Genomic DNA, 17,497 nt, shown 5'->3' on the forward strand with positions numbered 1-17,497 from the left:
GCCGCGAACTCCGGCGGGGCTCACCCGTCGAACCCGAGCCCCTTGCGCAGCTCTGCCTCGCGCTCCGCCATGCCCTGCCGGACCTGATCCGCGAAGTGCGCCGCGGAATCGACGAGGCGGCTCGCGGAGCGGTTGAGGCCGCCGGGCTCCGATTCGGCCCGCAGCTGCTGGACCTTGCGATAGGCCACGGCGCCGACGACGCCGCCGACGGTCAGCCAGAAGAGACGCTTCATGCTCTACCCCGTTCGTGTACCGAGCCGTTGATGAGATCCCCGGCTACCGGCTGCGCCGGCCCGAGGGCGTCGCGCCGTTGCCCCGCTGGGACCAGGCCGAGCGCACGCCGTACGTGAAGGACGCGACCTTGACCAGCGGCGAGCCGACCGTGGCCGCGACGAGGGACGAGAGGGCGGAGACGTTCGCGGTCGCGTCCGAGACGTTCGCGGCGATGCCGTCGACCTTCCTGAGCTGCTCATGGGTGGTCGAGACGGTCGAGGTGACCTCGTCCATGAGCGGCGTGGCACCGTCGGCGAGGGTCCGGATCGAGCCGCGCAGTTCGTCGAAGACCCGGCCCAGCTTGAGGATCGGCACGGCAAGCAGTGCGACGAGCACCGCGAAGACGCCAGCGGCGATCAGGCCGGCAATGTCGGACCCGGACACGTTTCCTCCTCACGGTGCGCCGCTCGGCGCCCCTCCGTTACCTTACAGGGGCATAACGGGGGCATAACGCAAGGAGCCCGCGGCTTGCGGCCGCGGGCTCCTTCCTGCTCGGCCGGGACGGCCGCGCTGAATCAGCGAGCGTAGTACTCGACGACGAGCTGCTCTTCGCAGGTCACGGGGACCTCGGAGCGCTTCGGGCGGCGGACCAGACGGGCCTGGAGCGCCTCGAGCTTGACGTCGAGGTAGCCCGGGACCGTCGGAAGGACGTCGCGGTGGGCGCCGGCGGCGGCAACCTGGAACGGCGTCATCGTCTCGGAGCGCTCGTGGACGCTGATGAGCTGACCCTCGGCGACGCGGAACGACGGGCGGTCGACGCGCTGGCCGTCCACGGTGATGTGGCGGTGCACGACGAGCTGGCGGGCCTGGGCGATCGTGCGGGCGAAGCCGGCACGGAGCACGAGCGCGTCAAGGCGCATCTCGAGGAGCTCGATGAGGTTCTCACCGGTGAGGCCCTTGGTGCGCTTGGCCTCTTCGAAGGCGCGGGTCATCTGGGCCTCGCGGATGCCGTACTGGGCGCGGAGGCGCTGCTTCTCGCGGAGGCGGACCGCGTAGTCCGAGTCCTGCTTCTTGCGCGCGCGGCCGTGCTCACCGGGGCCGTACGGGCGGCGCTCCATGTACTTGGCGGCCTTGGGGGTCAGGGCGATGCCCAGAGCGCGGGAAAGTCGCGTCTGACGGCGTGCACGAATGCTCGACACGTGTGTCCTTTCGTTTGCGGCGGTTCATGGATCCTGGCCTCCAGGAGGGAGAGCTGCGGCCCGCTGCTGCCTTGAGCTGCCGTCTGGGTGCTCCTACCTGAGAACAGGGGGCATCCACGACGTGCCAGACGGTTGTCTAGCCTATCATGAGCCGCGGATAATCGAGCGCAGCCGCTCGAGCCGGGCGGCGATGTCCCGCTCGGCGCCGTTGCCCGTCGGGGTGTAGTAGTCCTTGCCCACGAGGTCGTCCGGCGGATACTGCTGCTTCGCGACGGAGTGCGGGGCATCGTGCGAGTAGGTATAGCCTGCGCCATGGCCCAGCCGCTGGGCGCCTGAATAGTGCGCGTCGCGGAGATGCGCCGGTACGCCCGTGCCGAGGCCGGCCCGGACGTCCGAGATCGCCGCATTGATGCCCATGTAGGCGGCGTTCGACTTCGGTGCCGTGGCGAGGTGGACGACGGCCTCGGCGAGGACGATCCGCCCCTCGGGCATGCCGATGAGCTGGACGGCCTGCGCCGCCGCAACAGCGGTCTGGAGCGCGGTCGGGTCCGCCATGCCGATGTCCTCGGCCGCCGAGATGATGAGCCGCCGGCCGATGAAGCGCGGGTCCTCGCCCGCCTCGATCATCTTCGCGAGATAGTGCAGCGCCGCGTCGACGTCTGAGCCGCGGATCGACTTGATGAACGCGCTGATCACGTCGTAGTGCATGTCGCCCTGGCGGTCGTAGCGGACCGCGTGCACGTCGAGGGCCTTCTCCGCGTGCCGCACCTCGACGGTGACGGGCTCGCCCGCGGCGGCCGCGCCGTCGTCGTCCTCCTCCGGCGTGGGGCGCGAAGCCTCGTCGAGGGCGACGGCGGAAGCCGCTTCGAGCGCTGTGAGGGCCCGCCGCGCGTCTCCGCCGGCCAGGCGGACGAGGTGCTCCGCGGCGTCGTCGGAAAGCACGACGGCGCCGCCCAGCCCGCGCGGATCGGTCACCGCACGCTCGAGCAGGCCGGCGATGTCCGCCTCGGTGAGCGGCTGGAGCGTGAGCAGGAGGGAGCGCGAAAGGAGCGGCGAAATGACCGAGAACGAGGGGTTCTCCGTTGTGGCCGCCACGAGGACGACCCAGCGGTTCTCGACGCCCGGCAGGAGTGCGTCCTGCTGCGCCTTGGTGAAGCGGTGGATCTCGTCGAGGAACAGGACGGTCGTGGTGCGGTGCAGATCACGGGCCGTGAGGGCCTCGTCCATGACGCGCCGCACGTCCTTGACGCCGGCGGTGATCGCGGAGAGCTCCACGAACTTGCGGCCGGGGCCGCGCGCGATGACGTGCGCAAGCGTCGTCTTCCCGGTTCCGGGCGGCCCCCACAAAATGACGGAACTCGGCCCCGTCGGTCCACCGGAGGCCCCGGCGCCGGCGGCAAGCTGCCGCAGGGGCGAGCCCTGCCCGAGCAGGTGCTGCTGGCCCACGACCTCGTCGAGGCTCCGGGGGCGCATCCGCACGGCGAGGGGGCTGCGCGGGGCCTCGCGGCCCACCCGGCCGGCCCGGCCGTGCGGCGACGCGGGCGCGGCCGCAGAGGACGCGCCCTCGGCCTCGTCGCCGCCCGAGGATTCGAGTCCGAACAGATCTTCCATCACCCTTTACGCTACCGCCGCGCACCGACAGCTCGAGAACGCGAGAGGGGCGGCACCCGCAGGGGCCGCCCCTCGTCGTCGTCCGCGGGGTCGAATCAGGCTCCTGCCGTCTCGCCCTTGCCCTTCTCGGTCGGCTTGAAGTCCACGCCGGCCTCCTTGCGCTGCTCGGGCGTGATCGGCGCGGGCGCGGCCGTGAGCGGGTCGTAGCCGTTGCCGGTCTTCGGGAACGCGATGACCTCGCGGATGGAGTCCACGCCCGCGAGCAGCGCGACGACGCGGTCCCAGCCGAACGCGATGCCGCCGTGCGGCGGCGCGCCGTACTTGAAGCCCTCGAGCAGGAAGCCGAACTTCTCCTGCGCGGCCTCGTGGTCGATGCCCATGACCTTGAACACGCGCTCCTGGACGTCGCGCTGGTGGATACGGATCGAGCCGCCGCCGATCTCGTTGCCGTTGCACACGATGTCGTAGGCGTACGCGAGCGCGCTCCCCGGATCAGTGTCGAAGGAGTCCATGAACTCGGGCTTGGGCGACGTGAACGCGTGGTGCACCGCGGTCCACGCCGAGTAGCCGAGGGCGACGTCGCCCGAGGCCACCGCGGACTCGCTCGACTCGAAGAGCGGCGCGTCGACCACCCACACGAACGCCCAGCCGTTGGGGTCGATGAGGCCCGTCCGGTGGCCGATCTCGACGCGGGCGGCGCCGAGCAGCGCGCGCGACGCCGACTGCTCGCCGGCCGCGAAGAAGACGCAGTCTCCTGGCTGGGCGCCTACAGCCGCCGCGAGCCCTTCGCGCTCGGCCTCGGTGAGGTTCTTCGCCACTGGGCCAGCGAGCTCGCCGTCCTCCTTGAGGAGCACGTAGGCGAGGCCCTTCGCGCCGCGCTGCTTGGCCCACTCCTGCCATGCATCGAGCGTCCGGCGGGGCTGCGACGCGCCGCCCGGCATGACGACCGCGCCCACATAGGGCGCCTTGAACACGCCGAAGGTCGTGTCCTTGAAGTACTCGGTGAGGTCCGTGAGCTCGAGGCCAAAGCGGAGGTCCGGCTTGTCCGAGCCGTACTTCGCCATCGCCTCGGCGTACGTCATGCGCGGGATCGGGGTCGTGACCTCGACGCCGACGAGCTTCCAGATCGCGGCGACGATGCGCTCGCCGAGCGCAATGATGTCCTCCTGCTCCACGAAGCTCGCCTCGATGTCGAGCTGTGTGAACTCCGGCTGCCGGTCGGCGCGGAAGTCCTCGTCGCGGTAGCAGCGCGCAATCTGGTAGTACTTCTCGATCCCGCCGACCTGCAGGAGCTGCTTGAAGAGCTGCGGCGACTGCGGGAGCGCGTACCAGGACCCGGGCGCGAGGCGCGCGGGCACGAGGAAGTCGCGCGCGCCCTCGGGGGTCGAACGCGTGAGCGTCGGCGTCTCGACCTCGATGAAGCCCTCGTCGTGGAGCAGCTCGCGCGCGACGCGGTTGGCCTCGGAGCGCAGGCGCATGGCGCGCGCGGGGCCGGGGCGGCGAAGGTCGAGGTAGCGGTGGCGCAGGCGCGCCTCCTCGCCGACCTCGACGTGCTCGTCGACCTGGAACGGGAGTGGATCGGCGCTGTTGAGCAGCGTCACCTTCTTGGCGATGACTTCGATCTCGCCGGTCGCGAGGTGCGGGTTCTCGTTGCCCTCGGGACGGCGCTCCACCGTGCCCTCGATCTGCAGCACGAACTCGTTGCGCAGGCCGTGGAAGACCTCTTCCTCGCGCACGACCACCTGGGACACGCCCGAGGCATCGCGCAGGTCGACGAATGCCACCCCGCCGTGGTCGCGGCGGCGGGCCACCCAGCCCGCGAGGGTGACGGTCTGTCCAATGTGCTCGGCACGCAGCGAACCGAGGTCATGTGTGCGCAGCACAACGCTCCTCTTCAAACAAGTCGGATTTCCCGCAAGAGTCTACCCGTACGGCCCGGGGGCTCAGCCCTCGGCGGCCACGCTCGCGGCGGACCGCCGCACGCTCGGGATGATGTCCACGGCGGGCGGCATCCACGTCTCCGGGTCCGCTGCGAGCTGCTCGCCCGAGCGGATGTCCTTGACCTCGTGCCGGCCGTCGTGGTGCATGAACCAGACGAACGGGATCCCGCGGCGGTCCGCGTACTTGATCTGCTTTCCGAACTTCTCCGCCGTTGCGGCGACCTCCGTTGCGATCCCCCGCGCCCTAAGCTGCGCCGCCACGGCCTGCGCGGCGCCCCACGATGCGTCGTCGGCAAGGGCCACGAGCACCGCGGTCGGCACCGTGCGGCTCGCGACTGCCAGCTCGGCCGAGAGGATGCGGCTCACGAGCCGCGTGACACCCACGGAGAGGCCCACGCCGGGGAACTTGCGGTTGCCCTTCGTGGCGAGCGCGTCGTAGCGCCCGCCCGAGCAGATCGAGCCGAGGTGCTCGTGGCCCACGAGGACAGTCTCGTAGACGGTGCCGGTGTAGTAGTCGAGCCCCCGCGCGATGCTCAGGTCGGCGATCACGGTCCCCGGGGCCGTGGCCGAGGCGGCCGCGATGACCTCCTCGAGCTCCGCAAGGCCCTCCTCGAGCAGGTCGTCCTCGACGCCGAGATCGCGCACGCGCTGTACGAACGAGGTGTCCTCGGTCCGGATCGAGGCGAGTTCGAGCGCGGCCTTGGCCTGCTCGGGCGTCGCACCGAGCTCCTCGTGGAGGAGCTCCGCGACACGCTCAGGCCCGACCTTCTCGAGCTTGTCGATGCTGCGCAGGACGCCGGCCGTGTCCGTGAGGCCAATGCCCCGGTAGAAGCCCTCGGCGAGCTTGCGGTTGTTGACCCGGAGCCGGAACGGCGGGATCGGCAGGGCGGAGAGCGCCTCGCAGATGACGAGCGCCAGTTCCACGTCGTAGCGGAACGGGAGCGTGCCGTCGCCCACGACGTCGATGTCCGCCTGGGTGAACTCGCGCGCTCGGCCCTCCTGAGGCCGCTCGCCGCGCCATACCTTCTGGATCTGGTACCGGCGGAACGGGAACGCGAGGTAGCCGGCGTTCTCGACCACGTAGCGCGCGAACGGCACGGTGAGGTCGAAGTGGAGGGCGAGGGCGTTCGCGTCCGCCTTGCTCGCGGAGTCCTCGTCGTCCTGGAGCCGGCTGAGGCCGTAGACCTCCTTGTCGATCTCGCCCTTGCGCAGCAGCTGGCCCACCGTCTCGACCGCTCGCGTCTCGATCGACGAGAACCCGTGGAGCTCGAAGGTGCGCCGCAGCGTGTCGAGCACATGGAGCTCCACCAATCGCTCCTGCGGAAGCCACTCGGGGAATCCGGACAGCGAGGCGGTACGTGCCATGAGGTGAATGCTCCTTGTGAAGGTGTCGGCGCTGCAAGGGTGACGGCGCAGCGAGGATGACGGCGTAAAGGATGCCAGCGTGCGTAGACTGGCTGATGCCCAAGTTTATGCGGTAGCCAGGGAGGTCAGTCCGCGTGTCGAAGCGCAACGCCCAGGAGTCGCGCCGTCGCGTGCAGCTCATGGAGGCAAAGCAGGAGCTGCGCCGCGGCCATGAGGCCCGCCGTCGGCGGGACAACGTCATCGCCTCGGCCGCCGTCGTCGTCGCCATCGCGCTGGCCGGCGTGCTCCAGGGAACGGTCTTCGCGTCCAATCCCACGGCGGCGGACTACGAGGCGGTCAAGGCGGGCCTCAGCAATCCGAGCGCGAGCCCGAGCGCCAGCGCGAGCCCGAGCGCGCCGGCGACCAACGCGCCCGGCGTCCCGGCCGCCAGCAGCGCATCCGGGAAGACGTTCAACGGCAGCCTCGTGCTCAACGGCGGAACGGTCGGAGTGCAGGTTGACGGCAAGGCGGCTCCGCAGGCCGCCGCCGTGTTCAAGTCGCTCGCCGATCAGGGCACGCTCAAAGGCCGCGTGTGCCACCGGCTCACCACGAGCGCGTCCGCGTCGATCCTGCAGTGCGGCGCCGAGGACGCGACCGGCAAGTCCGACGCGAGCTACACGTGGGGTCCGCTCGAGAACACGCCGAAGGACCAGAAGTACCCCGCCGGGACCATCGCGGTGGCACGCACGTCCAACAACGCCTACGGCAACGGCCAGCAGTTCTTCATCGCCTACAAGGACTCGACGTTCCCGGACGACTCGGCGGGCGGCTACACGATCGTGGGCCATGTGACGTCGGGCCTCGATGTCATCTCGAAGATCGGCGCGGCGGGCGTTACCCCGGGCGGAGCCTCCGCAGATGACGGGGCTCCCGTGACTCCAGTCACGATAGACTCGTTCACACTGAACTAAGCAGCGGGCGCCTGCCTGCACTCCAGTCCACACCAAGCGAAAGAACTTCTAGCGGTGACCGAAAGTCAGAAACCCGACGACTCCGCAGCTGCACAGGCTGCTCCCCTTCCATCCGTCCCCTCGCCGGCGGCCTTCGCGAAGGCCAAGCCGGGCCCTGTGCCCGCAGCCCCGGCGGCAGCACCTGCCGCTCCGCCGGCCGCCGTGCCGGTCAACCTGGAGGAAGCCCGCAAGTGGGGCCGCGTCGAGGGAGACGGGCACGTCTTCCTCACGGTCGACGGCGAAGAGCACACCGTAGGCCAGTACCCAGGGGTTTCGGAAGACGAGGCCCTCGCGTACTTCGCACGGAAGTTCGAAGACGTCGTCGCCCAGATCTCCCTCCTCGAGCAGCGCGTCTCGTCGCACGCGGCGGCTGGGGACATCCGCAAGGCCGCGGGTCACCTGCGGGCTCAGCTCGCGGAGCGGACGGTGCTCGGAGACGTCCGGGGCGCGGAGACACGTCTTGACGCCCTCGAGGCTGCCCTCGTCCAGGTGGAGGCGGAGCAGAAGGCTGAGCACGAGAAGGCGAGGGCCGAGGAGCTCGCGAACCGCGAGGCCATCGTGGCCGAGGCCGAGTCGATCGCGGGCCAGGATCCGCTGCGCACGCAGTGGAAGACGAGCGGCGCCCGCATGAACGAGCTGTTCGATGCGTGGAAGAACTCGCAGAAGTCCGGCCTCCGTCTGGGCCGCGCCGCCGAGGACGCCCTGTGGAAGAGATTCCGTGCTGCGCGCACCCAGTTCGACCGGCACCGGCGTGCGTACTTCTCGCAGCTCGACAGCGCGAACGCCGCGGCGAAGTCCGTCAAGGAGCAGCTCATCGCCGAGGCCGAGGCGCTTCAGACCTCGACCGAGTGGGGCTACGCCGCGGGCGAGTACCGCCGTCTCATGGACGAGTGGAAGGCCGCGCCGCGCGCCAACCGCAAGGAGGACGACGCGCTGTGGTCCCGCTTCCGGGCGGCCCAGAACGTGTTCTTCGAGGCCCGCAAGGCTGCGAACGAGGCGATCGACCGCGAGTTCTCCGAGAACCTCACGGTCAAGGAGGCCCTCCTGGCCGAGGCGCAGCAGCTGCTCCCGATCAAGGACGTCGCTGCGGCCAAGAAGGCGCTGCAGTCGATCCGCGACCGCTGGGAGGACGCCGGCAAGGTTCCGCGCGCCGACATGGGCCGCATGGAAGCGGGTCTTCGGAAGGTCGAGGACGCCATCCAGCACGCCGACAACGAGAACTGGCGCCGCACGGACCCCGAGATCCAGGCCCGCACCGATTCGGCGCTCTCGCAGCTCGAGGCGTCGATCGCGAGCCTTCGGGACGACCTCGCGGCAGCTGAGAATTCCGGAAACGCCCGCCAGGCCGCCAAGGCCCGGGAGGCGCTCGAGGCCCGCGAGGCGTGGCTCGAGACACTGCGGAAGTCCGCGAGCGAGCTCGGCTGAGCCGCTCAGCCAGATTCTCCAGAGGCCCCGCCTCCGTCCGTGAGGGACGGGCGCGGGGCCTCTCGGTTATCCACATACGGCCGCCGGCGGTCGCGGCGCGGACGCTCCGTGGGGAAGCATGGACCGCATGCCTCCTCCGCCCGCCGCGCCGAGCCAGCCCGTCCGCCGGTCTCCGTCTGCGGCCCCGGCTGCAATCCTGACGCCGGGGCGGCCCTTCTCGCCTGCGGAGCTGCAGGCCATGGCGAACGACGGCGTGCTCCGCCTCCTCGTGGGCGACTCCTACGCGCCAGCCGCCGTACCGCTCACCGCCGAGCTGAGAGCCACGGCGCTCGCCGCGGCGTACGAACCGAGGCTCCGCGCCCGCACCGTGGTGGGACGGCAATCTGCCGCGTGGATCTATGGGTGCGCGCCCGCGCCCGCCGTCCCCGTGCTCCTCGTCCCGGCACCGCGCCGCATCTCCTCTGCCCGCAAGGCCCGCGGAATCCTCGTCCACGAGGTCTGGCTCGGCGAGTACGACGTCGTGGAGCTCGGCCCACTCTTCGTCACGAGCCCGCTCCGCACGGCGGTCGACCTCGCAATGCACGGAGACACGCCGATTGCCTCCGTCGCACTCAGGAGGCTGCTCAGCCGACGCGGACTCGGCCTCACGCCGTCGCTCGTCGCCCGCGCCCTGGACGCGCTCCCCCGCCAGCCGCGCAAGCAGCGCGGCCGCGACGTCATCGCGCGCCTGCTCCGCGAGACGCGGAGCCCGTCGGCGTGAGCCTAGGTGCGGCGACGGTTTCCGGTTGTGCGGTAGACGTCGAAGACGCCGTCGATGCGGCGCACGGCGCTCAGCACGTGGTTGAGGTACTTCGGGTCGCCCATCTCGAACGCGAACCGCGACAGGGCGAGCCTGTCGCTCGACGTGTGCACGTGGGCCGAAAGGATGTTGACGTGATTCTCCGCAAGCACCCGCGTGACGTCCGAAAGCAGGCTCTTGCGGTCGAGGGCCTCGACCTGGATCTCCACGAGGAAGACGCTCGACTGGGTCGGCGCCCACTCCACCTCGACGATCCTGTCCTGCTGTGCGCGCAGGCCGGCCGCATTCGTGCAGTCAGTGCGGTGGACGGAGACCCCGGAACCGCGCGTCACGAAGCCGAGGATCGGATCAGGCGGCACGGGTGTACAGCACCGCGCGAGCTTGACCCACACATCGTCAACGCCCTTGACGATGATGCCCGAGTCGGAATAGCGCGGCGGCGCCGGCGTCGTCGCGGCGATGGTCTCGGCGATGTCCTCCGCCGTGCCGGCGGCACCCCCGAGGCTGTCCACGAATTTCTCGACGACCGACTGGGCCGAGGCATGGCCGTCGCCGATCCCCGCGTAGAGTCCCGCGATGTCCTGATAGCGAAATTCCTGCGCGACCGCGAGGAGCGCGTCGTGGCTCAGAAGGCGCTGAAGCGGAAGGTTCTGCTTGCGCATGGCGCGCGTGAGCAGCTCCTTGCCCTTGTCGATGGCCTCCTCGCGCCGTTCCTTGCTGAACCACTGGCGGATCTTGTTGCGGGCGCGGGCGCTCTTGACGAAGTTCTGCCAGTCCTGGCTCGGGCCGGCCCCCTCCGCCTTGGACGTGAAGATCTCGACGACGTCGCCGTGGTTCAGCTCACTGTTGAGCGGGACGAGCTTGCCGTTGACGCGGGCGCCGATGGTCCGGTGGCCCACCTCGGTGTGGATCGCGTAGGCGAAGTCGACTGGAGTCGACCCCGCGGGGAGCGCCATGACCTCGCCCTTGGGCGTGAAGACGAAAACCTCGCGGGCGTTGATCTCGAAGCGCAGCGAGTCGAGGAATTCCCCCGGGTCCGAGGTCTCCTGCTGCCAGTCGACGAGCGAACGCAGCCAGCCCATCTCCGCGGCTCGGCCGTCCGGGGCGTGAGAGGTGCGGTTCGGCTGGTCCTTGTACTTCCAGTGGGCCGCGACGCCGTACTCGGCGCGTCGGTGCATTTCATGCGTCCGGATCTGGATCTCGACCGGCCTGCCATTGGGGCCGATGACCGTCGTATGGAGCGACTGGTACATGTTGAACTTGGGCATCGCGATGTAATCCTTGAACCGCCCCGGGAGGGGGTTCCACCGCGCATGCATCGCGCCCAGCACCGCATAGCAGTCCCGCACAGAGTCCACGAGGATGCGGACGCCCATGAGGTCGTTGATGTCGTCGAATTCCTTCTGGCGGACGATCATCTTCTGGTAGATCGAGTAGTAGTGCTTGGGGCGCCCCGTGACCTCGGCGCGGATCTTGCTGGACCGGAGATCCTCGGCGATCTGGTCGCGGATCACGGCGAGCTGCTTCTCACGCTCGGGGGTCCGCGCGCCCACCATGCGCACGATCTCCTCGTACACCTTCGGGTACAGCGCGGCGAACGAAAGGTCCTCGAGTTCCCACTTGATCGTGTTCATCCCGAGCCGGTGCGCTAGCGGCGCGAAGATCTCGAGCGTCTCGCGCGCCTTGCGGGCCGAGGATTCCGGCGAGACGAATCGCCACGTCCGGGCGTTGTGCAGCCTGTCGGCGAGCTTGATGACGAGGACGCGGATGTCCTTCGCCATCGCCACGACCATCTTCCGGACGGTCTCGGCCTGCGCCGCATCGCCGAACTGGACCTTGTCGAGCTTCGTGACGCCGTCGACGAGCATCGCGACCTCGGGACCGAAGTCCTTCCGGAGCTGGTCGAGGGTGTAGGACGTATCCTCCACCGTGTCGTGCAGCAGGGCGGCGGCGAGCGTGGTGCCGGTCATGCCGAGCTCCGCGAGGATGGTCGCGACCGCTACCGGGTGCGTGATGTAGGGGTCACCGCTCTTGCGCTTCTGCCCCTGATGGCTCCGCTCGGCGACCTCGTAGGCACGCGTGATGAGCTCGAAGTCCTCGCGCGGGTTGTTGGCCCGTACCGTGCGAAGCAGGGGCTCCAGGATCGGCGAATGCGCCGACATGCCCCGGCCTGTGAGCCGCGCGAGGCGGGAGAACGTCCGGTCGCGGCGCCCGAGCATGGGGCGCTCGAGGAGGCTGTTCCCGCCGAGCGGCGATTCAGTCCCGCCAGGCGTCGGCTGCTGCGACGCGTCGGGCACGGTTTCGGAGGAAGCGGAGGACGACGCGGCGGGCTGCTGCGAGGGGGCGGGCTGCTGTGCCGCGCCCCCCTGAGCTGCGGCGGGTTCCTGAGGAGCCGCGGGTCGCTGGGAGGGTGCCGGCGGCTGTTGGGCGTGAGCGACCCCCGGCTGACCGGTTCCGGCTGACCCCGCAGACTGCGGGCCACCTGACCGGGCCGGCACGGGCGTCGGACGTTCCTCCAAGCAAGCCTCCTGAACGGTCTGAGGATTAACTCAGTCTATGCCCGTAGGAACATGCTGCAGAATTCCGCCCATTCCCCCGCGCACCCGATGTTCGCCGAGAGCGTCGAGGCGCTCCCGGCGAACATCGGGCCTTTCAGCTCAGGCGGTCGAGTCGGCGGGCTGCAGCCCGCGCCGGGACGCAACCTTCTCAGCCTGCTTGACGAGATCAGGCTCGCCTTCGCGCAGCCACGCGTACATCGGGGCGGCGATGAAGAGCGTCGCTGCAGTGCCCACGAGGATGCCGACGAACAGCGCGAGCGACAGGTCGCGGAGCGTGCCGGCACCGAGGAGTCCCGCACCGATGAAGAGAATCGCGGCAACCGGAAGGACGGCGACCATCATCGTGTTGATCGACCGGACCAGCGTCTGGTTGACCGCGAGGTTGACCTCCTCGGCGAACGTCCGGCGCGAGGACGTCTTGATGTCCGCCGTGTTCTCGCGGATCTTGTCGAACACCACGACCGTGTCATACAGCGAGTAGCTCAGGATCGTGAGGAACCCGATGATGGCGGACGGCGACACCTCGAAGTCACTGATCGCGTACACGCCCTCCGTCACGAAGATGGTCACGATCATGCCGGTGAGCGCCGAGAGCGACATCTTCCATGTGCGGAAGTACAGGGCCATGAGCACGGCCGCGAGCCCCACGAAGACCACGAAGCCGAGGAGCGCCTGATTCGTGACGTCGGCGCCCCACGTCGGGCCGATGAACGTCGAGGTCACGTTGTCCTGGGACACGCCGTAGGCGGAGGCGAGCTTCTCCTTGACCTGAAGGGTCTGGGTGTCGGAAAGCTGATCTGTCTGAACCTGGATCGTGCCGCCGGCGACGTTCGAGACGCGGGGAGCCGCGCCGGAGACCACCGAGTGGACGGCGTCCTGGCCCGGCACTGTGTCCGACGTCTTGGTCTGGGAGACCGTGAACTGGGAGCCGCCGCGGAAGTCGATGCTGAGGTTGAACCCACCCCGCAGGATCGGGACGACGATTGCGATGACCACGGCCACCGCGGCGACCAGGAACCAGATCTTCTTCTTGCCGACGAAGTCGTACGAACGCTTCCCGGAGTAGAGCTCGTTGCCGAAGCGGGCGAGGACAGTCGTCGACATCAGTTCTCCTCCTGAGAACGCTCGGTGCGCTGGCGCGACTTGCCCGCAGCCGCGAGATCAGACTTCGAGCCGTTGTCGGCAGCCGCTGCGGCGCGACGCTCGGCGATGGTCATGCGGCGGCCGGCCTCGGCGGCCGCGGCCGCGTTCTTGGGCTTGAGCGTGGAGCGCGCCGACTCGGACGCCTCGCGGAGCCGTCCGGCGCCGCGGTACAGGGGAACCGCTCCGAGCTGGACCGGGTCGAGTCCCGAGAACCGGTGGCCTTCGCCGAAGAACTTGGTCCGAGCGAGGAGTTGCAGCGTGGGGTGCGTGAACATGAACACGACGATGAGGTCCGCGATGGCCGTGAGGCCAAGCGTGAATGCGAACCCGCGGACGTTGCCGACCGCGACGAAGTAGAGCACGACGGCGGCGAGCAGGTTGACGGCCTTCGAGGCGAGGACCGTGCGCTTGGCGCGCTTCCAGCCGTTTTCGACGGCGGAGACGAGCCCCCTCCCCTCGCGGAGTTCGTCGCGGATCCGTTCGAAGTAGACGATGAACGAATCCGCGGTCTGGCCGATCGCTACGATGAGGCCCGCGACGCCGGCGAGCGAGAGCCGGTAGTTCTGCGTCCACCCCAGGATCGAGATGGCGAGGTAGGTCAGGAGCCCGGCTACGACGAGCGAGAAGATCGTCACGAAGCCGAGTGCCCGGTACTGGAAGAGCGAGTACACCACCACCAGCAGGAGGCCGATCGCGCCCGCCAGAAGGCCCATCTGCAGCTGCTCGGTGCCGAGCGTCGCGGAGATCTGCTCCTCGCTCTGGATGTCGAAGCTGATCGGCAGGGCGCCGAAGCGCAGCTGGTCCGAGAGCGTCTGCGCGCTGGACTGCGTGAAGTTGCCCGTGATCTGCGGGTGGCCGTCGGTGATGACGGCGAGGGCCTGCGGCGCCGAGAGCACCCTGTCGTCGAGCACGATGGCGAATTGGGCGCGCGGGTCGCCGCCGCTCGTGCTGCCGGCAGCGACGTAGAAGCCGTTGAGCCGCTGCGTGACGTCCTTGAACTTCTGCGTACCGTCCGAGTTGAACTGGATGTTCACGGCCCACTGGTTAGTGACCGCGCCCTGCTGGCCCTGCACGAGCCCGTACGTCGAACCGGCGATGTCCGCGCCGGGGATCTCCACGGGGCCGAGGATGTACTTGATGGCCTGCGAACCGGACGCCGCCGGCTGACACGTCACAAGGGGCTTCGCGGGATCGGAGCGCTGCGTGGACTCCGGCTGAGGCTGGGTGCAGTCGAGCGCCTCGTACTGCTTGTACAGATCAGCGGTGATCCAGTTCGTGTCGCTCGCGTTCGTCGGAGCCGCCGTCGGTTTCGGGAGCTGCGCGTCGGGCAGGAGCTTGTCCTTCGCCACGGCCGCGGGATCGCCCGCGGTCAGGACCGGACGGAAGTTCATGTCAGCCGAGGCCTGGATGAGCTGGCGCGTCTGCGCTGACGGCGTACCGGGGAGGCTCACCACGACGTTCCGGCTCGACTGCGTGCTGATCTCCGCCTCGGAGACGCCCGAACCGTCGACACGCTGGCGGATGATCTCAACAGCCTGGTTGAGCTGGTCCTGGGTCACGGCGCCGCCGCCGGTGACCTTCGGGGCCAGGATCATCTGGGTGCCGCCCTCGAGGTCAAGCGCGAGCTTGGGGGCCCACGACGCCTGTCCCGCGATGACACCCCCGCCGAGGACGGAGACGAGGGCAACGAACAGGACAACGAGCCAGATGACTGTCCTGAGTCCCGGCCGCTTGGTGCGGGAACGAGCCATGGGTTCCTAACTCCTGACGTGGAAGACGTCCGCGCCCGGACGGACCAGACGCGGACGAGGATGTTGAGACTCTACTTGCCTTCGCCCTCGAGGCGCTTGAGGGACTGCTCGGGGGTCTCGTGCAGCTGCGAGTCGGGGCTCGGAGCGGCGGCAGGATGGCCGTGCTCCTCGCCGTGCGCGGTCTCGAAGTCGGCGGGATCGGTGGCGACGGCGGCAGCGTCGCCCTCGACGACCGGCTCGCTCGGCTCCACGACCTTCGAGACGGCCTGACGGTGCACCGTCGCGGTCGTGCCGGGCGAGAGCTCGAGCACGACCTTGTTCTCTGCGTCGTCGACCTCAAGGATGCGGCCGAACAGCCCGAAGCTGGTCATGACCTCAACGCCGGGGACGAACTTCGTGCGCATCTCTGCCTGCTGCGCCTGCTGCTTCTTGTTGCGCCGGAACATCGTGAAGATGAAGAACGCGAAGACGACGAGCAGGAGGATAGTCATCAAGTCCATGGCTGAGTCCAATCTCTTTCGGAGGACGCGTCGCAGTGGGGGACGCGCGTCAGTCCCGGGGCCAGCCCGGGCACGGCGTTACAGCCCGCATCAGCGGAGTGTCTTCTCTCAGTCTACGGGCAAGCGGCTAGAACAGTTCCCGAAGGCGCGCTGCCGTCAGCGCCAGTCGGCCAGGACGTCGTCGCCCTCGTCTGCGTCGTCGCCAGCCGGAGGCGCCGAATCGAAAAGCGTTGCGCTGTAGGCGAACGGGGCATCGGGCGGAACCGGCAGTCCGAGGTGCTCAAACGCCGCCGGAGTGGCGATCCGGCCGCGCGGCGTGCGGCCCATGAGCCCCTCGCGGACGAGATACGGCTCCGCGACGGTCTCTACCGTCTCCGGTTCCTCGCCGACCGCGATCGCGAGCGTCGAAAGCCCCACCGGGCCACCGCCGAACTTCGTCGCGAGGGCCGTCAGAACGGCGCGGTCGAGCCTGTCGAGCCCCCGCGCGTCGACCTCGTACATGTCGAGGGCCGCCGCAGCCGAGCGGGCGTCGATGCTCTCGATCCGATGGACGAGCGCCCAGTCCCGCACGCGGCGCAGCAGCCGGTTGGCGATGCGCGGCGTTCCGCGCGAGCGGCCCGCGACCTCGGTGAAGCCGGCCGACGTCACCCGGAGGTCGAGCAGCCCCGCGGATCGCCGAAGCACTAGCTCGAGCTCCTCGACCGAGTAGAACTCGAGATGCCCCGTGAATCCGAACCGGTCGCGCAGGGGGCCAGGCAGCAGGCCCGCCCTCGTCGTCGCGCCGACCAGCGTGAAGGGCGGAAGGTCCAGCGGGATTGCGGTCGCCCCGGCGCCTTTGCCGACCACGATGTCCACGCGGAAATCCTCCATGGCCATGTACAGCATTTCCTCGGCGGGCCGGGACATCCGGTGGATCTCGTCGAGGAACAGCACCTCCCCCTCGGAAAGCGAGGAGAGGATCGCCGCGAGGTCGCCAGCGTGCTGGATCGCCGGGCCCGAGGAGATGCGCAGCGGCGCGTTCATCTCGGCCGCGATGATCATCGCAAGGGTCGTCTTGCCGAGTCCGGGCGGGCCGGAGAGCAGAACGTGGTCGGCGCTGCGGCCCCTCATCCGGGACGCCTCGAGCACGAGCGAGAGCTGGCGGCGCACGCGCTGCTGCCCCACGAAGTCATCGAGATGCTTCGGCCGCAGGGCGGCTTCGATCACGCGCTCCTCGGGCTCCTCGCCGCTTGAGACGAGCGACGGCTCAGCCACGGGCACCGGCCTTGGCGGGGGTCCGCGCTCCCTGCCCGAGCCAACGGAGCGTTGCCCGCAGGATCTCCGGCACACTTCCGGCCTCCGCGAGCTCAGGACGGTCCTCGAGCGCACGGTCGATGCTCGACGACGCGTCCTTCTCGGACCAGCCCAGCGACGTCATCGCCTCCACCACCTGCGGCTTCCAGGCCCCCTGTGCGCTCCCAGCGGACGACGGCGCGGCCTCGCCGGGCGCGCCCAGTGGAACCAGTTTGCCCTTGAGCTCCAGAACGAGCCGAGCGCCGACCTTGGGCCCGATTCCGGGCACCTTCGTGAACGTCTTCGCGTCTTCGGAATGCGCCGCGACGCGGACGGCCTCCGGGCTGTGCACTGCGAGCACCGCAAGGGCCAGGCGCGGCCCCACACCCGCAACACCCAAAAGCACCTCGAAGACCTCGCGTTCTTCGGACGAAGCGAAGCCGTAGAGCGTCAGGGAATCCTCGCGCACCACGAGGAGCGTCTGCACCGTCCCCTCCTCGCCCACGCGAAGCCCCGCAAGCGTCCGCGGAGTCGCGGCAAAGGACATGCCCACTCCCCCCACGTCGATTACCGCCGCCGAGAGACCCACGTGCGCCACTGCGCCGCGCAAGAAGCTGATCACCGCTCGAGGACCCTTCTGCCGTCCGAACACATCTACGAACAATCTAGCGTCGAGGACCGACAGAATCCGTCAGGAGCCGCGGCGCGCCCTGGACTCTGCCACGGGCCCCT

The 17,497-nt window shown here is 69.5% G+C and carries 15 protein-coding genes; 3 read left to right on the forward strand and 12 right to left on the reverse strand.

The annotated features are described in order from the left end of the window. Nucleotides 1–20: 20 nt before the first annotated feature. The 6 genes from E6A26_RS07470 to hisS form a co-directional block, all read right to left on the reverse strand. Nucleotides 21–233 (reverse strand): hypothetical protein, encoded by a 213-nt coding sequence (locus E6A26_RS07470; RefSeq protein ID WP_136610570.1) that lies wholly within the window; start codon nucleotides 231–233, stop codon nucleotides 21–23. A 43-nt stretch (nucleotides 234–276) separates the two neighbouring features. Beyond that, entirely contained in the window at nucleotides 277–657 is a 381-nt protein-coding gene (locus E6A26_RS07475; RefSeq protein ID WP_136610571.1) for a DUF948 domain-containing protein, read from the reverse strand. A 131-nt stretch (nucleotides 658–788) separates the two neighbouring features. Continuing rightward, nucleotides 789–1,412 (reverse strand): 30S ribosomal protein S4, encoded by a 624-nt coding sequence (gene rpsD / locus E6A26_RS07480; protein WP_136610572.1) that lies wholly within the window; start codon nucleotides 1,410–1,412, stop codon nucleotides 789–791. 144 nt (nucleotides 1,413–1,556) lie between these two features. Continuing rightward, a complete protein-coding gene (locus tag E6A26_RS07485; protein ID WP_136610573.1) occupies nucleotides 1,557–3,023 on the reverse strand; it encodes a replication-associated recombination protein A in 1,467 nt (488 codons plus the stop codon). A gap of 95 nt (nucleotides 3,024–3,118) precedes the next feature. Beyond that, a complete protein-coding gene (gene aspS / locus E6A26_RS07490; protein ID WP_136610574.1) occupies nucleotides 3,119–4,906 on the reverse strand; it encodes an aspartate--tRNA ligase in 1,788 nt (595 codons plus the stop codon). Nucleotides 4,907–4,966: 60 nt separating this feature from the next. After that, nucleotides 4,967–6,328, reverse strand: a complete 1,362-nt coding sequence (gene hisS / locus E6A26_RS07495; protein ID WP_136610575.1) for a histidine--tRNA ligase — start codon at nucleotides 6,326–6,328, stop codon at nucleotides 4,967–4,969. A gap of 179 nt (nucleotides 6,329–6,507) precedes the next feature. On the opposite strand from hisS, the gene E6A26_RS07500 reads away from it, so the two are divergent. From E6A26_RS07500 to E6A26_RS07510, 3 genes are all read left to right on the forward strand, one after another. Then, a complete protein-coding gene (locus E6A26_RS07500; RefSeq protein WP_136610715.1) occupies nucleotides 6,508–7,278 on the forward strand; it encodes a peptidylprolyl isomerase in 771 nt (256 codons plus the stop codon). A gap of 15 nt (nucleotides 7,279–7,293) precedes the next feature. Further along, entirely contained in the window at nucleotides 7,294–8,742 is a 1,449-nt protein-coding gene (locus tag E6A26_RS07505) for a DUF349 domain-containing protein (protein ID WP_136610576.1), read from the forward strand. Nucleotides 8,743–8,869: 127 nt separating this feature from the next. Then, nucleotides 8,870–9,502, forward strand: a complete 633-nt coding sequence (locus E6A26_RS07510; protein ID WP_136610577.1) for a hypothetical protein — start codon at nucleotides 8,870–8,872, stop codon at nucleotides 9,500–9,502. A gap of 2 nt (nucleotides 9,503–9,504) precedes the next feature. Here the strand turns inward: E6A26_RS07510 and E6A26_RS07515 are convergent, their stop codons facing one another. The 6 genes from E6A26_RS07515 to ruvA form a co-directional block, all read right to left on the reverse strand. Continuing rightward, on the reverse strand, nucleotides 9,505–11,760 hold the full coding sequence (locus E6A26_RS07515; RefSeq protein WP_136610716.1) for a RelA/SpoT family protein: 2,256 nt from the start codon (nucleotides 11,758–11,760) through the stop codon (nucleotides 9,505–9,507). A 438-nt stretch (nucleotides 11,761–12,198) separates the two neighbouring features. Beyond that, on the reverse strand, nucleotides 12,199–13,203 hold the full coding sequence (gene secF / locus E6A26_RS07520; RefSeq protein WP_136610578.1) for a protein translocase subunit SecF: 1,005 nt from the start codon (nucleotides 13,201–13,203) through the stop codon (nucleotides 12,199–12,201). Continuing rightward, nucleotides 13,203–14,993: a protein translocase subunit SecD gene (gene secD, locus E6A26_RS07525; RefSeq protein WP_136610579.1), complete on the reverse strand. Its 1,791-nt coding sequence runs from the start codon at nucleotides 14,991–14,993 to the stop codon at nucleotides 13,203–13,205. The genes secF and secD overlap by 1 nt, the downstream gene beginning before the upstream one ends. A gap of 71 nt (nucleotides 14,994–15,064) precedes the next feature. Continuing rightward, nucleotides 15,065–15,484, reverse strand: a complete 420-nt coding sequence (gene yajC / locus E6A26_RS07530) for a preprotein translocase subunit YajC (RefSeq protein ID WP_136610717.1) — start codon at nucleotides 15,482–15,484, stop codon at nucleotides 15,065–15,067. Nucleotides 15,485–15,649: 165 nt separating this feature from the next. Further along, a complete protein-coding gene (gene ruvB, locus E6A26_RS07535) occupies nucleotides 15,650–16,747 on the reverse strand; it encodes a Holliday junction branch migration DNA helicase RuvB (RefSeq protein WP_136610580.1) in 1,098 nt (365 codons plus the stop codon). Beyond that, nucleotides 16,740–17,387 carry a Holliday junction branch migration protein RuvA gene (gene ruvA, locus E6A26_RS07540; RefSeq protein WP_136610581.1) on the reverse strand — a complete coding sequence of 216 codons (648 nt, stop codon included), beginning with the start codon at nucleotides 17,385–17,387 and terminating at the stop codon, nucleotides 16,740–16,742. The genes ruvB and ruvA overlap by 8 nt, the downstream gene beginning before the upstream one ends. Nucleotides 17,388–17,497 lie beyond the last annotated feature (110 nt).

Source organism: Sinomonas albida, assembly GCF_004919045.1.
Lineage (GTDB): Bacteria > Actinomycetota > Actinomycetes > Actinomycetales > Micrococcaceae > Sinomonas > Sinomonas albida.

Coding starts and splice junctions, on each gene's coding strand:
- secD (WP_136610579.1), bottom strand. CDS start 14,993: ATGGCTCGTTCCCGCACCAAGCGGCCGGGACTCAGGACAGTCATCTGG.
- E6A26_RS07500 (WP_136610715.1), top strand. CDS start 6,508: ATGGAGGCAAAGCAGGAGCTGCGCCGCGGCCATGAGGCCCGCCGTCGG.
- E6A26_RS07470 (WP_136610570.1), bottom strand. CDS start 233: ATGAAGCGTCTCTTCTGGCTGACCGTCGGCGGCGTCGTCGGCGCCGTG.
- E6A26_RS07485 (WP_136610573.1), bottom strand. CDS start 3,023: ATGGAAGATCTGTTCGGACTCGAATCCTCGGGCGGCGACGAGGCCGAG.
- E6A26_RS07515 (WP_136610716.1), bottom strand. CDS start 11,760: ATGCTCGGGCGCCGCGACCGGACGTTCTCCCGCCTCGCGCGGCTCACA.
- secF (WP_136610578.1), bottom strand. CDS start 13,203: ATGTCGACGACTGTCCTCGCCCGCTTCGGCAACGAGCTCTACTCCGGG.
- hisS (WP_136610575.1), bottom strand. CDS start 6,328: ATGGCACGTACCGCCTCGCTGTCCGGATTCCCCGAGTGGCTTCCGCAG.
- E6A26_RS07510 (WP_136610577.1), top strand. CDS start 8,870: ATGCCTCCTCCGCCCGCCGCGCCGAGCCAGCCCGTCCGCCGGTCTCCG.
- yajC (WP_136610717.1), bottom strand. CDS start 15,484: ATGACTATCCTCCTGCTCGTCGTCTTCGCGTTCTTCATCTTCACGATG.